At 64.1% G+C, this 17,177-nt stretch carries 14 protein-coding genes and 1 tRNA gene; 5 read left to right on the forward strand and 10 right to left on the reverse strand.

What is annotated here, in order from left to right; genetic code table 11:
* Positions 1 to 3: 3 nt before the first annotated feature.
* The 5 genes from metG to IQ35_RS00230 form a co-directional block, all read right to left on the reverse strand.
* Positions 4 to 1,566: a methionine--tRNA ligase gene (gene metG / locus IQ35_RS00210; RefSeq protein WP_145071512.1), complete on the reverse strand. Its 1,563-nt coding sequence runs from the start codon at positions 1,564 to 1,566 to the stop codon at positions 4 to 6.
* Positions 1,567 to 1,623: 57 nt separating this feature from the next.
* On the reverse strand, positions 1,624 to 2,595 hold the full coding sequence (locus IQ35_RS00215) for an AAA family ATPase (protein WP_145071514.1): 972 nt from the start codon (positions 2,593 to 2,595) through the stop codon (positions 1,624 to 1,626).
* On the reverse strand, positions 2,592 to 3,218 hold the full coding sequence (tmk, locus tag IQ35_RS00220; protein ID WP_145071516.1) for a dTMP kinase: 627 nt from the start codon (positions 3,216 to 3,218) through the stop codon (positions 2,592 to 2,594). Before tmk ends, IQ35_RS00215 begins: the two co-directional genes overlap by 4 nt.
* Positions 3,215 to 4,378: a D-alanyl-D-alanine carboxypeptidase family protein gene (locus IQ35_RS00225; protein ID WP_145071518.1), complete on the reverse strand. Its 1,164-nt coding sequence runs from the start codon at positions 4,376 to 4,378 to the stop codon at positions 3,215 to 3,217. Before IQ35_RS00225 ends, tmk begins: the two co-directional genes overlap by 4 nt.
* A 102-nt stretch (positions 4,379 to 4,480) precedes the next feature.
* A complete protein-coding gene (locus tag IQ35_RS00230; RefSeq protein WP_145071520.1) occupies positions 4,481 to 5,521 on the reverse strand; it encodes a lytic murein transglycosylase in 1,041 nt (346 codons plus the stop codon).
* A 133-nt stretch (positions 5,522 to 5,654) separates the two neighbouring features.
* Here IQ35_RS00230 and IQ35_RS00235 point away from each other — a divergent pair.
* Positions 5,655 to 5,744: transfer RNA gene (locus tag IQ35_RS00235), tRNA-Ser, on the forward strand.
* Positions 5,745 to 5,817: 73 nt separating this feature from the next.
* Here IQ35_RS00235 and mprF read toward each other — a convergent pair.
* From mprF to IQ35_RS00250, 3 genes are read right to left on the reverse strand one after another with little or no spacing between them, the layout of a single operon-like run.
* Positions 5,818 to 8,400 (reverse strand): bifunctional lysylphosphatidylglycerol flippase/synthetase MprF, encoded by a 2,583-nt coding sequence (gene mprF, locus IQ35_RS00240; protein WP_145071522.1) that lies wholly within the window; start codon positions 8,398 to 8,400, stop codon positions 5,818 to 5,820.
* Between the two features lie 19 nt (positions 8,401 to 8,419).
* Positions 8,420 to 8,836: a DUF2147 domain-containing protein gene (locus IQ35_RS00245; protein ID WP_145071524.1), complete on the reverse strand. Its 417-nt coding sequence runs from the start codon at positions 8,834 to 8,836 to the stop codon at positions 8,420 to 8,422.
* 2 nt (positions 8,837 to 8,838) lie between these two features.
* Positions 8,839 to 9,570 carry an AcvB/VirJ family lysyl-phosphatidylglycerol hydrolase gene (locus IQ35_RS00250; protein WP_145071526.1) on the reverse strand — a complete coding sequence of 244 codons (732 nt, stop codon included), beginning with the start codon at positions 9,568 to 9,570 and terminating at the stop codon, positions 8,839 to 8,841.
* A 131-nt stretch (positions 9,571 to 9,701) separates the two neighbouring features.
* On the opposite strand from IQ35_RS00250, the gene IQ35_RS00255 reads away from it, so the two are divergent.
* From IQ35_RS00255 to IQ35_RS00265, 3 genes are read left to right on the forward strand one after another with little or no spacing between them, the layout of a single operon-like run.
* On the forward strand, positions 9,702 to 10,079 hold the full coding sequence (locus IQ35_RS00255) for a PDZ domain-containing protein (protein ID WP_021246609.1): 378 nt from the start codon (positions 9,702 to 9,704) through the stop codon (positions 10,077 to 10,079).
* 13 nt (positions 10,080 to 10,092) lie between these two features.
* Positions 10,093 to 10,773 carry a winged helix-turn-helix domain-containing protein gene (locus IQ35_RS00260; RefSeq protein ID WP_021246608.1) on the forward strand — a complete coding sequence of 227 codons (681 nt, stop codon included), beginning with the start codon at positions 10,093 to 10,095 and terminating at the stop codon, positions 10,771 to 10,773.
* 10 nt (positions 10,774 to 10,783) lie between these two features.
* The gene (locus IQ35_RS00265) at positions 10,784 to 12,157 is read left to right on the forward strand and encodes a sensor histidine kinase (protein ID WP_021246607.1); all 1,374 of its coding nucleotides are present in this window, start codon (positions 10,784 to 10,786) and stop codon (positions 12,155 to 12,157) included.
* A gap of 74 nt (positions 12,158 to 12,231) precedes the next feature.
* Here IQ35_RS00265 and IQ35_RS00270 read toward each other — a convergent pair whose 3' ends face one another.
* Complete coding sequence (locus tag IQ35_RS00270; protein WP_021246606.1) at positions 12,232 to 12,411, reverse strand: hypothetical protein; 180 nt, start codon at positions 12,409 to 12,411, stop codon at positions 12,232 to 12,234.
* A 218-nt stretch (positions 12,412 to 12,629) separates the two neighbouring features.
* Entirely contained in the window at positions 12,630 to 15,365 is a 2,736-nt protein-coding gene (gene secA, locus IQ35_RS00275) for a preprotein translocase subunit SecA (protein WP_145071528.1), read from the reverse strand.
* Between the two features lie 245 nt (positions 15,366 to 15,610).
* Between secA and IQ35_RS00280 the strand changes: the two genes are divergently transcribed.
* On the forward strand, positions 15,611 to 17,170 hold the full coding sequence (locus tag IQ35_RS00280; RefSeq protein ID WP_145071530.1) for a glycosyltransferase family 39 protein: 1,560 nt from the start codon (positions 15,611 to 15,613) through the stop codon (positions 17,168 to 17,170).
* The last annotated feature ends 7 nt before the right edge of the window (positions 17,171 to 17,177 follow it).

Raw genomic sequence — 17,177 nt, forward strand, 5'->3', positions numbered from 1 at the left:
GTGTCAGGCGTCCGTTTCCGTCAGTTCCAATCGGGGAAAGAGCGGCTTGGGAGGGCTGAGGGTAAAGCCCGAGGCGCGCAGATCCGCATAACGGTCCGCAACGATGGCGGCATAATCCCGTGCGTCGTCGCTTATCCCCATCTGATCCAGCAGAGCGGCGGCGCTGGCTGGGATGACGGGGTGGATCATGATGGCCAGGCTGGCGATCGCTTCATACAAGGTGGCAAGGACCGCTTCCATCCGGGCCGGATCGGTCTTGCGCAACGCCCATGGGGCCTGGGCGTCGATATAGGCGTTGCAGGCGAAAACCCCGCGCATCCAGCCCTCGATCGCAACGGAGGGCGCCAGGTCCGCCATGGCCTTCTGAAAATTGCCCGTCGCGTCGGCGACGGCCTTCAGAAGGTCCCTGTCCACGTCCTGCGGCGCGGGCGCGGGCAAGCGCCCATCGAGATTCTTTACGATGAAGCTCAAGGTGCGCTGGGCGAGATTGCCGAAACTGTTGGCCAGATCGCTGTTGGAGCGGGCGACAATGGCTTCCGCGCTATAGCTGCCGTCATTGCCGAACGTCACTTCGGAAAGCAGGAAATAGCGAAGTTGATCGACGCCGAAGCGCTCCGCCAGTTCCATCGGATCGGCGACATTGCCCAGCGACTTCGACATCTTCTCCCCCCGGTTCAGGAGGAAGCCATGGCCGAAGACATGCCTGGGCAGCGGCAGATTCGCGCTCATCAGGAAAGCCGGCCAGTAAACGGTATGAAAACGCACGATATCCTTGCCGATGATATGCGTGATATCGCCGCCTTCGGACCAGTATCGGGCCATGCGTCCGGCATCGTCCGGATAGCCGCAGCCGGTGAGATAATTGGTGAGCGCATCGACCCAGACATACATGACATGGCCGTCGCTGCCCGGCACCTTCACGCCCCAGTCAAAGCTCGTGCGGGAAACGCTGAGATCGGACAGGCCGCCTTCGACGAAGCGCATGATCTCATTGCGGCGGCTGTCGGGCTGAATGAAATCGGGCTGGCCGTTATAAAGGTCGAGCAGCTTCTGCTGATAGGCGGAGAGCCGGAAGAACCAGCTTTCCTCCACCGTCCACTCGACGGGTGTGCCCTGGGGCGAGAGCTTCTGTCCGCCCTCCCCTTCGCTCAGTTCCTTCTCGTCATAAAAGGCCTCGTCGCGGACCGAATACCATCCCTCATAGCGGCCCAGATACAGGTCGCCATTCGCCTGCATGGCCTGCCACATGGCTTGGCTCGCGCGGTGGTGATCCGGCTCGCTGGTGCGAATGAACCGATCATAGCTGATATTCAGCTTGTTGTTCATCTCCTTGAAATATCCAGACATTTCTTCCGCCAGATTTTTCGGCTCGATGCCGCGGTCACGCGCGGTCTGGGCCATTTTCAGGCCATGCTCGTCCGTGCCGGTCTGGAAGAAGACATCGCGGCCCATCATGCGCTGGAAACGGGCGATCGCGTCGGTGGCGATCACCTCATAGGCGTGGCCGATATGGGGGCGGCCGTTGGGATAGCTGATGGCGGTCGTGATGGTGTAGGGCTGCGACATGCGCCTTCCCTAGCGAGTGTTGCGCGTCGCGGAAAGTCCGCTTTTCCGCTCGATGCGTCAGTTGCCTTGTGGAGCGAGGGCCGCGACATGGCCAGCGATTTCGAAAACGACCGCCCCCGGCTCCAGCGAAAGTATGACCGCGCCGCCCGCCAGTTGCCGCGCCGCTTCCCAATGGCCCAGCGCCGCGCCCAGCGCCGCGCCCTCCCGCAATCGCGCCGTTTGCGCGATGAAGGCGGGCGCCCGCTCGAGAAAAGCCTCATAGCGGGGACGGGCGGGCTTTCCCGACAGCATCTTCGCCAGCGTCAGCCGCCACCGGTTGTCCGGGTCGCCTTGCGTGGCGATCGATTGCAATATCCCCTCTATCTCCGCAAGATTGAGACCGGCATAGCGCAGCGCCTTGCCCGGCGAACCTTCGCCGACGGACAGCAGCGTTTCGATCTCCCCGTCCTTCGGCGCGGGTTCCGTCATCGAAAGGGCAGACCGCATGGCATCGTCCTGCAAGGGTCCGAAACGCAAGGTGCGGCAACGGGATCGAATGGTCGGCAACAACCGGCCCGGCGCATGGGATACCAGCAGGAAGAGCATGTCCGCCGGCGGTTCCTCCAGATTCTTGAGCAGCGCGTTGGCCGCGCTTCGTTCCAGGTCGTCGGCGCTGTCGATGACGACGATGCGGCGAGCCGACAGCGAGGGCGCCGATTGAATGAGGCGCTGAAGGCCCCGTATCTGGTCCACGCCGATATTGCGGGCCAGCACGCCATCCTTTTCGAGCAGGGCCAGTTCGGCATAATCGGGGTGCGCATTCGCCTCCATCAAGGCCCGGACGGGATGCCCCTGGGGCACATCATGGCCTTCCCCGGCGATGGGAGGACCGGCGGCGTCCGCAAGCAGCCGCATCGCCAGGGCGCGGGCGAAGCTCGCCTTGCCGATGCCGGCCGGTCCCGCGAGAATCCAGCCATGATGCATCCGGCCGCTCTCGGCCGCGGCCAGCAACATTCGGGCCTGCGCATCATGACCCAGAGGAAATGTCACGGCAGCAGGTCCTCCAGTTCCCGAAGCAGACGCGCCGTCACGGCTGCGGCTTCGCCCGACGCGTCGATCGGACGGACGCGGTCGGCTTCTATCGCGGCGAAGCGGGCGAAGGATTGTGAGACCCGCCGGTGAAATGCGCTGTCGCGGCCTCCTATGCGGTCGCTGCCGTCGCCGTCCCGGCTGTAGGCGCGGCTTTCGGCCTCCCCCTCCGGCAACATCAGGATGAACGTCCGGTCGGGCAAGAAACCCGCGCTGCCGATGCGATGGAGCGTCAATATGTCCTCGTCGGTCAGCTCACCCATGCCTTGATAGGCGCGGCTGCTGTCGAGAAAGCGGTCGGACAGCACCCAGGCTCCGCGCTGCAAGGCGGGACGAATGGTCTTTTCCACATGATCAGCGCGCGCGGCGGCAAAGAGCAATGCTTCCGCGCGCGCCGACCAGCGATCCGCCGCGCCTGTCAGCAGCATGTGGCGAATGGCTTCGGCGCCCGGGCTGCCGCCCGGCTCGCGCGTTTCCACAACTTCCATTCCGCGCGCGCGGAGAACCGCCCCCAGCGCGCGCAACTGGGTCGATTTGCCTACGCCCTCCCCGCCTTCGAGCGAAATGAAGCGCGCGGGTCTCACCCGAACAACGATTTCAGGCCGTTCCAGAGCCGTCCGAAAACCCCCGCCTCGCCCACATCCTCGCCGGCGACGAGCGGCATGATCTGCGGCGGCGTGTCAGGCGTTGAAACAATGAGTTCGGCAACCTTGTCGCCCTTCCTGATCGGCGCCTTGATCGGGCCGGTATAGGCCACCTTCACGCTGATATTCGTCGACGCGGTGCGGGGCAGGGTCACGGCCAGATTCTGCGGCGCCACCAGGGGCACGCTGGTGGCGCTCCCCAACTGGACTTCGGCGGTTTCAACGGTCTGCCCCTTGCGGAAAAGCGGCTGGACCTTCCACGCCTTGAAACCCCAATCCATGAAGCGGACGGATTCGGCGATTCGGCCGTTGAAGGTCGGCAATCCGGCGACGACCATCACCAGACGACGGCCATCCTGCTCGGCCGACCCGGTAAAGCCGAACCCGGCCTCCTGCGTATGCCCGGTCTTCAATCCGTCCGCGCCCGCGATCTTCCCCAATATCGGGTTGCGGTTCGCCTGCTCGATATCCTGTCCGCCCATGGTCTTGCCCCAGGTGAACGACTTGGTGGCATAGAATTTCTTGTAGAGATCGGGCGTTTCCTCGATCGTCGCCTGGGCCAGCCTCGCCAGATCTTCGGCGGTGACATAGGTGACGCCTTCGTCGGGCCAGCCGTTGCTGGTGCCGAAATGACTGTTCTTGAGGCCCAGCCGTTCGCCTTCCTGATTCATCAGTGCGACGAAAGCCTGCTCCGTCCCCGCAATGCCTTCGGCCAGCACGACGCACGCATCATTGCCCGAAAGCGTCACGATGCCATGCAGCAGGTTTTCGACCGACACCTGCTCGCCAACGGACAGGAACATCGTGGACCCGGCCTGGGGACCATGCCATCTCTGCCATGTTTCCGGGCGCACCGTGAACTTGGTGTCGAGCTTCAATTCGCCTTTCTGGATCATGCGGAAGGCGACATGGGCCGTCATCATCTTGGCCATGGAAGCCGGCGGAATCCGCGTTTCCCCGCCCTTGTCATACAGAACCGCGCCCGAGGACAGATCCTTGAGATAAGCGATCGGCGCCTCGCTGGTATAGGGAGGCGCGGCCGCGGTCAGCGGCGAAGCGAGCAAACCGACAAAGAGGATCGCTGCAACGGATTTGTTCATGAAGCTGCCTTCGCTTATAGGGATTCGAGGTAACGGGCCTGGAAACGGAAAGGCATCATTAGCCACGATTTGCGCTTTCTCAAAGCCCTCGCGGGGATGAGATCATTGCCGGACGGCATCGGCCAGCAGGCCCACGGACAAGGCATAGAAATTCGAGCAGTTATAGTCGAGAATCGCCCGATAGTTGCTGGTCAGCAGATAGGCCGTCTTGCCCGGCCCGTCCGGCTCCAGCAGCGTGGCCATCACATTGTCGGCCGGCCATCCTCCCCTTGAAGGGACCAGGCCCAGCCGCCGCCATTCCGCCATGCTGAGCCAGCGGCTATGCCTGTTGAACACGCGCGGGCAGCGTGCCGGGGCCGTTCGCGCCGAAACCGACGCGCGGCTGAAATTGGCGGGGACGGAAACCGCCACGCCCCAGGGCTGGCCCCGCCGCCAACCGGCATGAACGAAATAATTGGCGATGGAAGCAAGCGTGTCGGCTTCGCTGCTCCAGATATCCGCCTTGCCGTCGCCGTCGCCGTCCTTCGCCAGCCGAAGATAAACCGACGGCAGGAATTGAGGATAGCCGGTGGCGCCGGCCCAGCTTCCCACCAGCCGGCTGCGCGGCACGCCATTGTCCAGCATCTTCAATGTCGCCAGCAATTCCGGCTCGAACAAGGTGCGGCGCCTCCCCTCCCATGACAGCGTCGCGAGTGAACGGATCAGGTCGAAATCGCCGGTATAGGAACCGTAATTGGTTTCATGCCCATAGATCGCGACCATGATCTCCTCCGGCACGCCGGTTTCGGCCTCGATGCGCGCAAGGCGGCTGCGGTTGGCCAGATAGGCGGTGCGCCCCCGTCCGATGCGCGCCGCGTCGACATGCTTCACGCGATAGGGTTCGAAGGCCGGAATGGGCGAATAGGCCCCGCCGCCGGGCTGGCTCTGGTCCAGCTGTATGACCCGTGGATTGGGCGTAAGCGCCGAAAACACGCCGGACAACGTCCCGTCGCGAATGCCCATCGCGCGCGCCTTGGGACGCAGACTTTCCAGATAGGCGCGAAATGACGCATCATCCTGATTTTGCGCGGAAGCAGGCGGTATGGCGGGACCAACGGACAGGGCAGCCAGGCCAAGGAACAGCGAAAGGATGGACGAACGCATCAGAATCTCCCTCTCCCTTTTCTGGCACATGGGAAGCGCGACGTGAATCCCCTTCTTGTTCGATAGCGATGAAGCGACGCTATGACCTTTTTGCGCTTGGCAATCCCGGCGCGTTCGCTAGGAAGCAGGCGACGGACAGGTGGCCGAGTGGTTTAAGGCAGCGGTCTTGAAAACCGCCGTGGGTTTACGCTCACCGTGGGTTCGAATCCCACCCTGTCCGCCATTACTCCTTGATATCATTATAGAATTTTTAGAAATATTGCAGGCATCATGTGTCGGCGCGGCCGTCGCGGCTTTTACGGGCGGATGGCAGGTTCGTCATCTTGGCCGCCTCCGCCACTGCCGATCAGTGCTTGCAGGTCGATCAGGGTGCGGGCGAAGGTCAGCCCCTGTGGTCCTGCGACGAAACGCGCTTCCCATTCGGGCGAGAACTTCTCTTTGTAGGCGCGCAGTCCTTCAAAGCCGTAAAGCGCATTGCCATGCTGGTAGAGCATCGCGCCCAGCCGCGACCAGAACGGTGCCAGCCGTCGCGCGTCCAGCCCCGAAAGGGGCGCCATGCCCAGGTTGAACCAGGCATAGCCGTGCGCCTGCCCCCATTGCATCAGACGGATGAACAGGAAATCCATCGTGCCATAGGGCATGTCCTCGCGGTGGCGCATCAGGTCTACCGACAGTTCGGATCGATCCTGCGTCTTCCAGATATTGGCGAAGGCAATGATCTTTCCCTGCCAGCGTATGACCGCGCAATCGAAATGCGCCATATAGGCTGGATCGAAGCGTCCGACACTGAACCCTTTTTCACGATGGCGCTTGATCGCCAGCCAGTGCGCGGAAATCTCGGCCAGTTCGTCCATGATCGCAGGCAGGTCGGCGGCGGCTACGATGTCGAAGGTCGCCCCTTCGCGCATCGCGCGCCGTTCGGCATAGCGCAGCGGCTTGGCGTCCGGCCCCTCAAGGGTGAAGGCGTCGAGGGGAACATGCGCCTCTTCGCCATATTTGCTGATCTGCAACCCCAGTTCGATCGCCAGCGGCAAGGCGGCGGGACTGATCTGATAAAGCAGCAGGCGGCCCTGCGCGGCATCGGCCCGCTCGCGCAGCGTCCAGAGCAGATCGCTCCATTCCGCTTCCGCGCCCACGGGATCGCCCATGACGATCCAGCTATGGCCGCGTATCTGATACATCAGGAACGTCCGGCCAGTGGCCGACAACAGGAAGCGCTTGTCGCCGGTAAAGGCAAGGTTGGCGTCGGCGCGCTGGGCTAGCGCCATGGCCTGTTCGCTCGGCGCGACGGCGGCATTCGCGTCCTGCCGGGCCGGTTTGGCAGGCCGGAAAAGCCGCAGGAAGGCGACGCATGTCAGCAGGATCGCCACGGCAAAGCTTGCCCGCAAAAAGCGTGACGCATCGCCGCGCTCGGCAAATTGCCACCACAGCTCGTTATGGTAATCCACATGCTTGTAGGCGAAAAGACCGATCCAGATCGACAGGCCGACCATCACCGCGACGGTCGCCAGCCAAACCGGCGAAAAGGCTTCCGCCAACAGATGCGTTCGACGGTAAAAAGCCGGACGGGTCCATTGCAGTGCGCCTGCAATCAGGATCATGACCGCCGCTTCCTCATAATCCAGTCCCTTGAGCAGCGAAAAGGCCGCGCCCGCGATCAACAGCAGCCGCGTCAGCCAGAAGGCCCCATCGAGCCGTCTATAGAGACCGGCCGACAGGATCAGCAGCGCGGCGCCGACCAGGCTCCCCGCCAGATGCGATATTTCAGTAAGCGGCAGAGGGAGCAGGGTGGAGAGGATCGCGGCCCGGCCCGGCATGATCGGCAACGATCCCGACACCAGCAACACGACGCCGCCCAGAAAGACCAGCGCACCCATCATGGTCGGCGCGAGGCCGGATGCGACGGCTCGCATGCCGATCAGCGTGCGCGCGATGGGCCTGTGCCATCGCCTGCCTTCCTGGACCAGGACTATCGCGATGGCGACGAGCAGCGGCGCGATATAATAGATCAGGCGGTAGGCGAGCAGCGCGGCAATCAGTCCCGGGCGATCCGTGCCGGGCAGCGCGGCCAGCATCACCGCCTCGAATATGCCGATGCCGCCGGGGACATGGGTGACGAGGGCGGCGATGATCGCCAGCGTATAGCCGATGAAGAAGGTGGGCCATTGGGCGACGCCGACGCCGGGGACAAGGATGAACAGCGCGGCGCTGGCGGCGGCAAGATCGACGATGCCAATGCCGATCTGCGCCAGGATGCCCGTCGCTGGGGGAACCGGCGCGCTCCAGCCGCGCAGCCTGATGGTGCGACCGCGCGGCCCCGCCCAGGCGACCAGGCCCGCCATCGCCAGCAGCAGGACCATGCCCAGCCCTCGCAGCATCTCCGCCGATCCCGCCGGCGCGCCGCTCGCCATCATCTGCGGAAGCCACACCAGCATGGCGCCCGCCAGCACGAATACGCCGCTCCAGAAGGTCGCGCTCGCCATCGCCACCACCCGCGCGATATCGCTGAGGGTGAGACCGGCCGCACTGTAGATGCGATAGCGCGCCGAACCTCCCGTCAGCAGCGAAATGCCGAGATTATGGCTGAGCGTATAGCTTGTGAAAGACGCAAGGGCGGCAGTGCGATAGGGGAGCGGCCGGCCGATCGCCCGCAACGCCAGCACATCATATAGCGTCAGCGTCAGATAGCTTATCGCCGTCAGCCCCGCCGCCGCCAGCAGCTTGGTGATCGGCAGCGCATGCCAGGCGAGCCGAACCTGATGCAAATGAACCTCCTGCAACAGGTGATCGAGCGCCGCGAAGCCCAGCGCGGCCAGCAACAGAACGCCGCCGACCGACAGGATCGTGCGATGCCGCTGGAGCAGGCGGGCTGCCGTCATGCCCTCGGTCATGCTGCCCTTACCCCTGTTGCCGAGTCCATATCTGGCTTTTGCACAGCCAGCCGCGCAGCAGGCAACCGGATATCTTCAATCGATTGGCGTCCAGTTGCTCGATCGTTGAGTAAAAGCTGCGGCCCCTGTCGGGCACATAGACATATCCGGCCCAACGCCCCGGCCCGCGGGCGTGATAATCCCGTAGCAATTCGGTGCCAGCCAGATGGGCGACACCCGCGTCGGCGGCGTCGGCGGTCGCGGTGGCGTCAGCCCAGCGGACCCAGCCGCACAGCGCATTATGGCAGGCGCCCGTCGTGACGACCACGCTGCCATGCGGGTTGACCCAATTCCCTTCGACCGCGCCAGCGGCAAGGGCGGTGCCGGGAAGCAGCAGCAGCAGCAGCGCGCTGGCGCCGATCGGCAAAAGGGCGAAGCTACGCATCGTCACGGCCTTGCCATGAGGTGAGCGCGCATCATCGCCGCGCGCAACGTGCCATAGACGGCATCGACATCGCCATGCAGCGGATGGCCGCCAGGCAGCCCGACCGATTGCGCATTGCGTTGATGCAGCAATGGACACAGGCTTGACGCCTCTTCACGGCCATGGATGCACAGCAGCGGCGTCCAGGTGAGTTGACGTGCGGTGGGGAGCGCATCGGCTTCCGCCATGGCGAATGTGAAGATTTCCGACGGTGACGCCCGATATTCAACCGTTGCGCCAGGCACCACCAACGCCACCAGCGCGATGGCCGAACGGTCGGAGGGTGGAAGGGCGCTCAGCGCGACATGCAGCATGTCCGCGCCATAGGATTGGCCGACGAGCAGCAGCCGCGCCTGTGGATTGATCCTGCGCGCCCGTCCGATCGCTGCCTTCAACAGCGCCGTGGCGTCGGATGGGGTGCGGGTCGTGCGGAAATAGCTGAGCGAATTGACGCCGATCACTGGCACGCCGTCGCGGACCAGTCTTGCAGCGACGCGCGGACCCATGCCAACGCGGAACCCCATGTCGCCCGACCACAGGATCGCGACCGGTGCGCCGGGTTGCGGCCGGTAATGGGCGGGGCGGATCGGCGTAAAGGGGTCGCAGCCCAGATAGCCGAGCCAGGCGAACCCCAGCAGGAGCGCCGCCAGCAGCCCGCCCGCCGCCGTCATCCATCGCTTATCCCCGCGCGTCATCGATCGGACCTCCGGCCTGCCATCGCCGTCCTTCTACGCGCGCGCATCCATCGGGTCGGTGACGTTTGCATGAACTTTATGTCATGTGCCGGACAGTGCGGCGACATGACGCCTTGCCTAGGAAGAATGGCATGATCCGGTCGGCGCGCCCTTTCTACGCGACTGCGATGCTATTGGCATCCCTTCCGCCCCTTTTCTTGGCGGCACAACTGGCGCGCGCACCATCGGCCCCCGTCGCCATCAGCAACCGCATGGGCCTGACGCTGGGCGAAGACGACCGGCACCGCGTCGTCGTCACCAGCCTGCGCAGCGGAGGTATCGCGGATCGCGATGGCCTCGCGGTCGGAGACCGATTGACCAGCATTGCCGGTCGGCCGGTGACGGGGCTGGCGGCCGTGCGCAAACTCGTTCGTGCGCCGGGGCGCTGCGCCATCGCCCTTACACTCGATCGTCATGGCATTTCCTATCGGGCGATAATCTGGCAGTGCGGCAAGACCGGCGTCGGTTAGAAGGATCGCTCCCATGGGTCGCAAGATTTTGCTGGTCGAGGATGACCGGACGACCGCTGACTTCATCCTGAAGGGATTGGCCGAGCATGGCCATGTCGGCGACCATGCGGCCAATGGCCGCGACGGACTCTTTATGGCGACCGATGGCGGCTATGACGCGATCGTCCTTGACCGGATGCTGCCGGGCATGGACGGGCTGGCGGTGCTGGGTGCGCTGCGGGCGGCGGGGATCGAAACGCCGGCGATCCTGTTGTCTGCGCTGGGATCGGTCGATGATCGGGTGACGGGATTGACCGCAGGGTCGGATGACTATCTGGTGAAGCCCTTCGCCTTCGCCGAATTGCTCGCGCGCCTCGAACTCCTGATGCGGCGGCGGGGGAGCGGCACGCATGTGGAAACGATCCTCACCTGCGCCACTCTGCGCATGGACCTTCTCAAACGCGAGGTGAAGCGCGGCGAACGCGCCATCGACCTGCAACCGCGCGAGTTTCGATTGCTGGAATATCTGCTGCGGCATACGGACCAGGTTGTTACCCGGACGATGCTGCTGGAAGGCGTGTGGGATTATCATTTCGACCCCGGCACAAATGTCATCGACGTTCATATCAGCCGCTTGCGACGCAAGGTCGATGCGGACGGCGACCGCCCCCTGATCCATACCGTGCGTGGCGCGGGCTATCGGTTGGGCGAATGAGGCGGGCAGCATGATCGCAGCGTCCTCCCTGCGCTGGCTGCGCTCGTCCCACGCGCGCTTCATCGGCTTGATCCTGCTGCTGGAGCTGGTCTTTGGCGCGGCGCTATTGCTGTCGGTGACGCAACTGGTCCACGCCAGTCTGGACGCCGCTGACAATGCCATTGCGCGCGATACCCGCGATACGTTGCTGGAAATTGGACGGGAAGAAGGTGATCGGGCGCTGGCCAGCGCCGTCATCGCGCATACGCAGGACGAAAGCGACGCCATCCTGCTGCTCGCCAGGGCCGATGGCAGCCGGATCGCAGGCAATCTTTCCGGCTGGCCTCCGGTTATTCCCCCCGATACGGCGGGGATCAAGGCGAAGCTCTATCGTATTGGCGACGCCGACCCCGCGCCCTACACGATCGCCGCTGCGCGGTTGCGGGATGGCCGTCGTCTGCTGGTGGGGGAAAGCACCGACGACAGCGACCAGATCCGCCGGACCGTGGAGGGCGCGCTGGTGACCGCATTGCTGATGGCGCTGCCGCTTGCTGTCGTGGCCGCCTGGCTCGTGGTCCACATCATCGATCGGCGGATCGTGCATATCGCGGCCACCGCGGCACGAGTAGGAGCAGGTGAAATCGACCGGCGCGTGCCGCTCGACGGATCGGGCGACAGTTTCGACACATTGGGTCGCACGATCAACACCATGCTCGACCGGATTGGCGCGCTGTTGGCCGAATTGCGCACCGTCACGGACAGCATAGCTCACGACCTGCGATCCCCGCTGACCCGATTGCGGGTTCGGATCGATCGGGCGATGCAGTCGGACAACCCGATTGTCCTGCGCGAGGCGATCGACGGAATCAGCCGGGATGCGGACCAATTGCTGGCGATGCTGGCAACCGCGCTGGAGGTCAGCCGGATGGAAGCGGGGATCGGGCACGACCGTTTCGTCGCGACCGATCTGGGAGCCATGCTGATCGATATGAGGGAACTGTACGAACCGCTGAGCGAGGAACAGGGGCGCGCCCTGGCCGTATCCATCGACGTGCCCATAACTCTGCCGGTCCATCGCGAGCTATTGGGCCAGGCACTGGCCAACCTGATCGACAATGCGCTCAAATATGGCGCGGGGACGATGACGCTCTATCTCGCGGAGGAAGGGGATGTCGTCCTTGTCGGCCTGGCCGATGAAGGGACGGGCATAGCGCCCGAACGAGAAGCCGAGGCATTGCGCCGCTTCGGACGCCTGGACCCGGCAAGGGGTATCGCGGGGGCCGGCCTCGGCCTGTCCCTCGTTGCGGCGGTCGCCCGGATGCACGGAGGAGATGTGCGATTCGCGCGTCGCAACGACCGGTTTGCCGTGGAGATGCTGTTGAGGCGGCAGATAGGGGATATGTGATATCGCTTCGGGTGACGGGAGCCGGGCCGGGTCAACAGGGGACAAACCCTGCCCCGGCTCCCTGTCGACGGGGCTTACTTGGTGGCCGCCTTCGTTGCGGTCGTGGCGGTGGTCGTCGTCGTGACCTTCTTGGCAACCTTGTGCTTGGCCAGATGATGCACCGGCTTGGGCGAAGCGGTAGCGGCCGATGCGGCGAGCGGGGTTGCGAGGACGGCCAGCGATGCCAGGCTGGTCAGGATCAGGCGCGTTTTCATAATTCAACTCCTATCAAGCAGGCGGTCCAACGTGGATCGCCTGATCCTTATGCCGGGTCCGTCCCGTCGGCAGCGTGACCGGAAGATGAACTTTTGGACAGGAGCCGCGACGGGGGGCATGAGCAAGCGCATTTCCGTCATGACGCTCATCGGGGCGGGCCTGAAAGCCTCGTGGAGAAATGACCCCGGTTGATCGCCGCAACCGGGAGCGCCTCGCGTCAGTTCAGCGCCCCATGGCAGTGCTTGTATTTCTGCCCGGAGCCGCAGGGGCATGGCGCATTCCGGCTGGTGTTCAGATGGGAGAACTCGTCGGACGCGGCATTGCCGATCGGCGGGCGGGGAATGGTCGTCGTTATGCCGCCGTCCTGCCCTGCGTCGATGTCCGCGCTGTTGTCCTCGCCGGAAAAGGGGTCGATATGCGTCGTGATGAAATCGGGCAGCACGGGAAGGTCGAACTCCGGCAGCGGGGCCTGATCCAGACGAAACTGGACGCGCGCGATGGAGCCGGTCACGTCCTCGCGGATATTGCCCAACATGCGTTCGAAAAGCGCGAAGGCTTCCTGCTTATATTCGTTGATCGGCGTTTTCTGGGCATAGGCGCGCAGATGCACGACCTGGCGAAGCGCATCCAATGTGGCCAGATGCTCCTTCCAGTGATGATCCAGGCTCTGGAGCAGGATGCTCTTTTCGATCATGTGCCAGTCGGCGGTTTCTATATCCTTGATCTTCTCGGCGACCGCTTCGTCCGCCAGGGCGACGAGCCGCTCCTCGATCATTTCCGGGTCGACCGCGTCCTCGCTGAGCCATGCGTCGAAATCCGGCTCCACACCCAGGATTTCAGCGGTCCGCGCCTTCAGCCGCTCCATGTCCCATTGTTCAGGATAGGTTCCCGGAGGGCAGGACGCGCCGACGAGATCGTTCACCGTTTCATGCCGCATGTCGATGACGACATCGTCGACCGTATCGGCGTCCATGATGTCGGAGCGCTGTTCGTAGATGACCTTGCGCTGGTCGTTCATCACGTCGTCATATTCGACGACCTGCTTGCGGATGTCGTAGTTGCGCGCCTCGACCTTCCTCTGCGCCGTCTCGATCGCCTTGCTGAGCCATTTGGACGGCGGCAGGGCCTCCCCATCCTCCAGGTTCGACCGGATCATCTTGGCGAACATCGTGTCCGGCCCGAATATCCGCATCAGATCGTCGTCGAGGCTGAGATAGAAGCGCGACAGGCCCGGATCGCCCTGACGGCCCGAACGGCCGCGTAGCTGGTTGTCGATGCGGCGGCTTTCGTGGCGTTCCGTCGCCAGCACGAACAGGCCGCCAGCCGCGAGCACTTCGGCCTTCTCCGCTTCGATTTCGGCATCGATGCGGGCGATGGCGGCGTCGCGCTCCGGCCCTTCGGGCATATCGCGCAATTCATCCTCGACCCGCATTTCCAGGTTGCCGCCCAGTTTGATGTCGGTGCCGCGTCCCGCCATGTTGGTCGCGATGGTGACGGCGCCCTTGCGGCCCGCCTGCGCGACGATATGCGCTTCCTGCTCGTGGAAGCGGGCGTTGAGGACGGCGTGCTTCACGCCTTCCTGATTGAGGAATTCGGACAGCATTTCGGACTTTTCGATGGAGACGGTGCCGACCAGCACCGGCTGTCCCCGCTCGGCATGGTCCTTGATCGTCTTTGCAATGCCCCGGAACTTGTCTTCCAGATTCTTGTAGAACGTATCTTCCTCGTCCACGCGCTGCACAGGGCGGTTGGTCGGGATGGTGACGACGTTCATCTTGTAGATTTCGTAGAATTCGGTCGCTTCGGTGGCGGCCGTGCCGGTCATGCCGGCAAGCTTGGGATACATGCGGAAATAATTCTGGAAGGTGATGGAGGCGAGCGTCTGGTTCTCCGGCTCGATCTGGACGCCTTCCTTCGCCTCGACCGCCTGATGCAGGCCGTCGGACCAGCGGCGGCCGTCCATCATGCGGCCGGTGAACTCGTCGATGATGACGACCTTGCCGTCCTTGACGATATAATCGATGTCCCGGCGGAACATCACATTCGCGCGCAGCGCCTGGTTCACATGATGGACGACGGCGGTATTCTCGAAATCATAGAGGTTCGCGCCCTGCAACAGCCCGGCATTTTCCAGCATCCGCTCGATCTTTTCCGTGCCGTCCTCGGTCAGCGTGACGGTGCGCTGCTTCTCGTCCTTTTCATAATCGCCCTCGTCGATCTGCTTCACGATGGCGTCGACGGAGATGTATAGCTCCGACTTGTCGTCGGTCGGGCCGGATATGATGAGCGGCGTGCGCGCCTCGTCGATCAGGATCGAGTCCACCTCGTCCACGATGGCGAAATTGAACGGCCTCTGGACCATCGAGGCGCGGTCATATTTCATATTGTCGCGCAGATAGTCGAAGCCCAGCTCATTGTTCGTGGCATAGGTGATGTCGGCATTATAGGCCGCGCGCCGCTGATCCTCGCTAAGGTTGGGGACGATGACGCCGGTGGTCAGCCCCAGGAAGCGATAGACCTGCCCCATCCAGTCGCAGTCGCGCGACGCCAGATAGTCGTTGACGGTGACGACATGCACGCCCTTCCCTTCCAGGGCGTTGAGATAGGTCGCCAACGTGGCCACCAGCGTCTTGCCCTCGCCCGTCCGCATTTCGGCGATCTCGCCGCGGTGAAGGACGATGCCGCCGATCATCTGCACGTCATAATGGCGCTGGCCCAGCGTCCGTTTCGCCGCTTCGCGCACCGTGGCGAAGGCTTCGGGCAGCAGGTCGTCCAGCGCCGTGCCCTGCGCGAGCTGCTCGCGGAACTTCACCGTCTGGGCGGCCAGCTCCTCATCCGTCATCGCCGAGATCGTGGGCTCGAAGGCCGCGATCTGATCCACGATCCTGCCCAGCGACTTCACATAGCGGTCGTTGGACGATCCGAAGATGGACTTGGCGAGTGCGCCGAACATGCAGAATCCTGACAAAAAGAGGGCGCGTGCGTCCCGCAAGGAAGGACACATGCAGATATGCGCCGCGATTTAGGCACGGCATGGGCTTTAGTCAATCAGACTGCATCGCCCGAAGGTATCGGAACCGGCGGATGCGGTTTTCAGCTCCGCGCGGCGTCACGCATCGACGGAACGTCACAAACCGGCGCTTTTCTATTGCCAAGTCCGTCGATGCCAATAACGGCGTTTCGCGAGAGTGAGGGGTGATGTATCGCAAAATCGTTCTGGCGCCGCCGCGCGGCCGCGCCGCGCCCGTGGCTATTGCCCTTGCGCTTTGCGTTCCCCTGCTCCTGTGGTGCGTTCTGACGGCGCTTGCCACCCCCTTCGACCATGACGAAAGCCAATATATAGCGGGCGCTTATTTCAGCTCCCACATGCTCGTTTTCCGCGACTTCCTCTATCTCCAGCCACCTTTGCACAGCTGGTTCCTCGCGCCGCTGGCCGGGCTGTTCCCACGCGATATGGTTCTGGCGATGCGCCTGGCGACCGCCGCCACCGCGTTCGGTGTCCTGCTCACGCTATGGAAGGCGCAGCGGATCGCGGGCATTTCCCGCGACAGCGCCGCCATCGCCACCCTGCTTGCCGGTTCGACCGCCGCCTTCCAATTCACGGGCAGCGTGGTCCGCAACGACATGCTGGCGACGCTGCTGGCCTCGCTGGCGATGCTGATGCTGCTTTCGGCGCTGCGGAGCCGGCGGGCGGAACATTGGCTGCTGGGCGGGCTGCTCCTGGGCCTTGCGACCGCCACCAAGCTCAATTTCGCGCCCCTTGCCCTGGCGAGCGGCCTGTTCGCGCTCCATCCGGGTGGGCGCGCCGGATGGAAGGCGGCGGCATGGCTGTCCCTTGGCGGGCTGGCGGGCCTGTCGCCCATGCTCCTCCTCTATCTCGTCGCGCCGGAGCCTTTCACCTATGGCGTGCTGACGTTCGGGGCGACCGCGCCGCATAGCTGGTATGCGGCCAATGGCGCGGAGCATGAACTGCTCTTCCTGGAAAAGCTCGCCGATCTGCTGAAATTCCTTTGGAAGGGACCGGCGCTCATCGCCCTGCTGCTGATCGGGAGCCGCTGGATTTTCGACCGCAACAGGACGGCGTCGGCGGGCCGGACGCTTTGCCGATGGATGATCGGCGGCGGTCTGCTTGGCGCGGCCCTGCCCACGCCCTTGCAGGTGCAGTATCTGATGCCGCTGATCCCGCCGCTGGCGCTGGGCATGGGCTATCTGCTGGACGATGCACGGCGGTGGCCTTTCGCGGCGCGGGAAATGCTGCTCGGCCTGCTGTGCCTGGCGGCGGTCCCCGGACTGCTCAAGGCCAGCGGCCACATCGCCGTCATGGCGCGAACCGGATCGCCCGTCCTTGAGGCCGGATCGCAGGCTGTGTGGATAGGGACCACGGTGCGCGCCCTCGCGCGCGACGACGGGATCGTCACGCTGTCGCCTCATCTCGCGGTCGACAGCGGATTGCAGGTCGATCCGCGTTTCGCCACCGGACCTTTCGTCTATCGCAGCGGATCGATGATCACCTCCGCTCAGGCGCGCAGGATGCACGTCGTCACCCCCGCCACCCTGGCCGATCTCGACCGCGATCCCCCCGCCGCCATATTGGCGGGATATGAGGGGGGAACGCGCAAGCTCCCCCTCGCCCCCGACGCCGGACTGCTGCGATATGCCGCGAGCCGGCGATACCGGGGTATCGTCCTGCCGGACGGCGTGGGACGTCTGTTCGTCCGCCTTTCGCCGTTGAGGCCGGGAAGGCGCATCATGCGTTGACGGCAAT

It is taken from the genome of Sphingobium wenxiniae (assembly GCF_007830065.1).
In the GTDB taxonomy this organism is placed as follows: Bacteria; Pseudomonadota; Alphaproteobacteria; order Sphingomonadales; family Sphingomonadaceae; genus Sphingobium; species Sphingobium wenxiniae.

Bases quoted from the DNA above. Each gene is read 5' to 3' on its own strand.
- IQ35_RS00245 (WP_145071524.1), bottom strand. From the start codon at position 8,836: ATGCGTAGCTTCGCCCTTTTGCCGATCGGCGCCAGCGCGCTGCTGCTG.
- IQ35_RS00225 (WP_145071518.1), bottom strand. From the start codon at position 4,378: ATGAACAAATCCGTTGCAGCGATCCTCTTTGTCGGTTTGCTCGCTTCG.
- IQ35_RS00255 (WP_021246609.1), top strand. From the start codon at position 9,702: ATGATCCGGTCGGCGCGCCCTTTCTACGCGACTGCGATGCTATTGGCA.
- IQ35_RS00265 (WP_021246607.1), top strand. From the start codon at position 10,784: ATGATCGCAGCGTCCTCCCTGCGCTGGCTGCGCTCGTCCCACGCGCGC.
- IQ35_RS00260 (WP_021246608.1), top strand. From the start codon at position 10,093: ATGGGTCGCAAGATTTTGCTGGTCGAGGATGACCGGACGACCGCTGAC.
- secA (WP_145071528.1), bottom strand. From the start codon at position 15,365: ATGTTCGGCGCACTCGCCAAGTCCATCTTCGGATCGTCCAACGACCGC.
- IQ35_RS00270 (WP_021246606.1), bottom strand. From the start codon at position 12,411: ATGAAAACGCGCCTGATCCTGACCAGCCTGGCATCGCTGGCCGTCCTC.
- mprF (WP_145071522.1), bottom strand. From the start codon at position 8,400: ATGACGGCAGCCCGCCTGCTCCAGCGGCATCGCACGATCCTGTCGGTC.
- IQ35_RS00250 (WP_145071526.1), bottom strand. From the start codon at position 9,570: ATGACGCGCGGGGATAAGCGATGGATGACGGCGGCGGGCGGGCTGCTG.
- IQ35_RS00230 (WP_145071520.1), bottom strand. From the start codon at position 5,521: ATGCGTTCGTCCATCCTTTCGCTGTTCCTTGGCCTGGCTGCCCTGTCC.
- metG (WP_145071512.1), bottom strand. From the start codon at position 1,566: ATGTCGCAGCCCTACACCATCACGACCGCCATCAGCTATCCCAACGGC.
- IQ35_RS00280 (WP_145071530.1), top strand. From the start codon at position 15,611: ATGTATCGCAAAATCGTTCTGGCGCCGCCGCGCGGCCGCGCCGCGCCC.